General features: G+C 56.4%; 5 protein-coding genes. 3 read left to right on the top strand and 2 right to left on the bottom strand.

Annotation, left to right across the window (positions count from 1 at the left end):
* Positions 1–242: ribosome biogenesis factor YjgA (gene yjgA / locus DEO48_RS16190; protein WP_146198289.1), on the top strand; the 242-nt coding region annotated here is incomplete at its 5' end.
* A 95-nt stretch (positions 243–337) separates the two neighbouring features.
* Here the strand turns inward: yjgA and mpl are convergent.
* Positions 338–1,714 carry a UDP-N-acetylmuramate:L-alanyl-gamma-D-glutamyl-meso-diaminopimelate ligase gene (mpl, locus tag DEO48_RS16185; RefSeq protein ID WP_109845723.1) on the bottom strand — a complete coding sequence of 459 codons (1,377 nt, stop codon included), beginning with the start codon at positions 1,712–1,714 and terminating at the stop codon, positions 338–340.
* A gap of 197 nt (positions 1,715–1,911) precedes the next feature.
* Between mpl and fbp the strand changes: the two genes are divergently transcribed.
* Positions 1,912–2,910 carry a class 1 fructose-bisphosphatase gene (fbp, locus tag DEO48_RS16180; RefSeq protein WP_023310178.1) on the top strand — a complete coding sequence of 333 codons (999 nt, stop codon included), beginning with the start codon at positions 1,912–1,914 and terminating at the stop codon, positions 2,908–2,910.
* Positions 2,911–3,060: 150 nt separating this feature from the next.
* Positions 3,061–3,417 carry a LysR family transcriptional regulator gene (locus DEO48_RS16175; protein WP_109845722.1) on the top strand — a complete coding sequence of 119 codons (357 nt, stop codon included), beginning with the start codon at positions 3,061–3,063 and terminating at the stop codon, positions 3,415–3,417.
* Here DEO48_RS16175 and DEO48_RS16170 read toward each other — a convergent pair.
* Positions 3,389–4,204 (bottom strand): methyl-accepting chemotaxis protein (locus DEO48_RS16170; RefSeq protein WP_258306114.1); only part of this gene is annotated, 816 nt, incomplete at its 5' end. The genes DEO48_RS16175 and DEO48_RS16170 overlap by 29 nt on opposite strands.

Here is a 4,204-nt window from a genome sequence, read left to right as displayed (position 1 = left end):
AAAAAACCCGCCACAACCAGCAGGTTGCGCTGTTCCATAAGCTGGAGCAGATCCGCGATCGTCTGATTGAACAGGGTGATGACGCCGTGCCGGAAGTGCTGAACCTGTGGCCGGATGCCGACCGCCAGCAGCTGCGTTCCTTGATCCGCAACGCGAAGAAAGAGAAAGAAGGGAATAAGCCGCCGAAGTCTGCGCGCCTGATTTTCCAGTATCTGCGCGAGCTGTCTGAGAACGAAGAGTAATCTCTTCCCCCTCACCCCGGCCCTCTCCCCGGAGGGGCGAAGGAGGAAACACGGGAAAGTAGGCCCGGTAAGCGTAAGCGCCACCGGGCTTTTTTTTACTCCGCGGCCACGTCCGCTTTCTTCGCCAGACCGTCCAGCAGCTTCTGATGGATCCCACCAAAACCGCCGTTGCTCATCACCAGAATGTGGTCGCCTGGCTGAGCGGCTTTCACCACCATATCCGCGAGCGCATCCACATCCGCGCTCCAGTGCGCAGGCTGAATGCAGGCGTCGGCCACTTCCGCCACCTGCCACGGAATATGCTGCGGCTGCAGCAGGAAGACCTCATCGGCGCGTCCTAATGACGGCGCGAGATCGTCTTTGCAGATGCCCATCTTCATGGTGTTCGAGCGCGGTTCCAGCACCGCCAGAATGCGGGCCGTCCCGCCGACCTTGCCGCGCAGGGCGGCAAGCGTCGCCAGAATGGCCGTTGGGTGGTGCGCGAAATCGTCATACACGCTAACGCCGTGGGCTTCACCGCGCAGCTCCAGGCGGCGACGGGCATTGATAAACGAACCTAGCGCATTGGCCGCATCCGCAGGCTGAACGCCCACGTGACGCGCCGCAGCAATGGCCATCAGGCCGTTGTGCATGTTGTGCTCGCCCACCAGGCCCCACTTCACCTCACCCACTTTTTCACCGTCGAGCAGCACTTCCCACTCGGAGGCATCGGCGTTGAGCTTCTTCGCCTGCCAGTGGCCCTGCTCGCCCACCAGCTCCTGCTCGCTCCAGCAGCCCATCGCCATCGTCTGCTTCAGGTTGATGTCGTTTTCCGGCAGGATGATGCGCCCCTGGCCCGGAACAATGCGCACCAGGTGGTGGAACTGTTTCTGGATCGCTTTCAGGTCGTCAAAAATATCCGCGTGGTCAAACTCAAGGTTGTTGAGGATCAGCGTGCGCGGGCAGTAATGCACGAACTTGGAGCGCTTGTCGAAGAACGCGCAGTCGTATTCGTCGGCTTCGATCACGAAGAACGGGCTGTCACCCAGACGTGCGGAGACGTCGAAATTACCCGGTACGCCGCCAATCACGAAGCCCGGCTTGTAGCCGCAGGCTTCGAGGATCCAGGTCGCCATCCCTGCGGTCGTGGTTTTGCCATGGGTACCGGCAACGGCAACCACCCAGCGGTCGCGCAGGACGAAGTCATGCAGCCACTGCGGACCGGACATGAACGGAATATTGCGTTCCAGAACCGCCTCGACGCACGGATTGCCGCGGGTCATGGCGTTGCCGATGATCACCAGGTCCGGCTCGGGATCCAGCTGGCTGGCATCGTAGCCCTGAATTAACGAGATGCCCTGTTTCTCCAGAAGTGTGCTCATTGGCGGATACACATTGGCGTCCGAACCCGTCACTTCATGGCCCAGCGAGCGCGCCAGCATTGCCAGTCCGCCCATGAAAGTGCCACAAATCCCCAATATATGAATGCGCATACGTCACTATCCTTCTTCAATGTGGCGCACATTTTACTCACATGTTAGCGGCTGTGAAACGCATTTCAGGTAAATCCGTATGTTGCTGGCGCGATTCACCTCTGCGCTAATATTTGAATGTTTGTTAAGATTGTTGGGCTTTAGTCGTTTTAGTGAACATACAATCGCTCTACTCACAAAGATGCAGGGAAAGTGTTATGAAAACGTTAGGTGAATTTATTGTCGAAAAGCAGCACGAGTTCTCTCATGCTACCGGTGAACTCACTGCTTTGCTGTCGGCAATAAAGCTGGGCGCTAAGATCATCCACCGTGATATCAACAAGGCCGGTCTGGTCGATATCCTGGGTGCCAGCGGTGCCGAGAACGTTCAGGGCGAGGTTCAACAGAAGCTCGATCTGTTCGCAAATGAAAAACTGAAAGCTGCACTGCGCGCGCGCGACATCGTTGCGGGTATCGCCTCCGAAGAAGAAGATGAAATTGTTGTTTTCGAAGGGTGTGAACACGCTAAATACGTTGTTCTGATGGATCCGCTCGACGGTTCCTCAAACATCGACGTTAACGTTTCTGTCGGTACCATTTTCTCCATCTACCGCCGCGTCACGCCTGTCGGCACGCCGGTAACCGAAGAAGACTTCCTGCAGCCGGGCATTAACCAGGTTGCTGCCGGTTACGTCGTTTATGGCTCCTCCACCATGCTGGTCTATACCACCGGATGCGGGGTTCACGCCTTTACGTACGATCCTTCCCTGGGCGTTTTCTGCCTGAGCCAGGAACGCATGCGCTTCCCGGAGAAGGGCAACACCTACTCCATCAACGAAGGCAACTACATCCGCTTCCCGAACGGCGTGAAGAAGTACATTAAATTCTGCCAGGAAGAAGATAAAGCAACCCAGCGCCCGTACACGTCCCGCTATATTGGCTCTCTGGTCGCGGATTTCCACCGTAACCTGCTGAAAGGCGGTATCTACCTCTACCCAAGCACCGCCAGCCACCCGGACGGGAAGCTGCGTCTGCTGTACGAGTGCAACCCGATGGCGTTCCTCGCCGAACAGGCGGGCGGCAAGGCGAGCGACGGTAAAGAGCGTATTCTGGATATCGTGCCGGAAAGCCTTCACCAGCGCCGTTCATTCTTCGTCGGCAACAACCACATGGTTGAAGACGTTGAACGTTTTATCCGTGAGTACCCGGACGCGTAATGCCTCTCTACAGGGGAGCCGTTCTGGCTCCCCTGGTCATTTATATATTTTACCGTATAAGTGTTTATAAAAAACATGCTTTAATATTCACCACTGCTCCTGCATTATTTCCATAACAGTTTGATAGATATTTCGTGGAGCAGAATCGCAATGAAAAATTATTCCCGTGCTAATACCGGCATTGATTTAAATCTTATCCCTGTATTTATTGAAGTCGTCCGCTGCGGCAGCATGGCAAAAGCCTCTTTGCGTCTGGAGATGTCACGTCCGGCGGTGAGCCTGGCCTTAAAGCGTTTTAATCAACTCTTTGATGAACCGTTATTTTTCCGCAAAGGTTTATACCTTGAACCGACGGAAAAAGCGTTAGCCTTAACCAGTTCGCTGGAAATATTAATGGGTGATATTCACGATAATATTGCGGCAGTTAATTCCGGAAAAAATAAAACCCCGGCACAGAACGTACCGGGGCTGGGTAATATTATGCAGCGGTCTGAGTCGTCACTTTGAATGATGACATGGCTTCCATCAGCTGACGCGACTGCTCCTCAAGGGAGCGGGTCGCGGCGGAGGATTGCTGCACCAGCGCCGCATTCTGCTGCGCGGTTTCGTCCATCTGATTCACCGCAATATTCACCTGCTCAATACCACGGCTCTGCTCCTGAGACGCGGTCGCAATCTCACGCATCAATTTGGTCATGCGCAGCACTTCTGTTGCGATTTCGTCCATGGTTTCGCCAGCCTGCTGGGCCAGCTCGCTGCCCTCGTTAACGTGGGTCTGCGAATCGCTGATAAGCGATCGGATCTCTTTCGCCGCGTCGGCGCTGCGGCTGGCAAGGTTTCGCACTTCGCCCGCGACGACGGCAAACCCGCGCCCCTGCTCGCCCGCGCGCGCCGCTTCCACGGAGGCGTTAAGCGCCAGGATATTGGTCTGGAAGGCAATACCGTCGATCACGCTCAGGATGTCGGCGATGCGCGCCGAGCTACCCGAGATATCGCGCATTTTTTCAATTACGTAGCAGACCATTTCGCTGCCGTGATCGGCCGTGTCGGACACCGACTTCGCCAGCTGGTGCGCCTGCTCGGCGTTATCGGCGTTGAGCTTCACCGTGGCGGTGATCTGTTCCATGCTGGCCGCCGTCTGCTCCAGCGACGTGGCGGTGGATTCCGTACGCTCGGCAAGATCGCGGTTTCCCAGCGTCAGCTCGCGGCTACCGGTGTCAATTTGCGCGCTGGCATCGCGTACCCGCATAACCGAGTTCATCAGCGACTGGCGCATCTCCTCTATCACCGCGTT

This window comes from Enterobacter sp. CGMCC 5087 (assembly GCF_003144775.1).
Taxonomy (GTDB): Bacteria; Pseudomonadota; Gammaproteobacteria; order Enterobacterales; family Enterobacteriaceae; genus Enterobacter; species Enterobacter cloacae_M.
The sequence above is the reverse complement of the archived record's forward strand: the minus strand, read 5'-3'. Positions and strand labels throughout refer to the sequence as shown.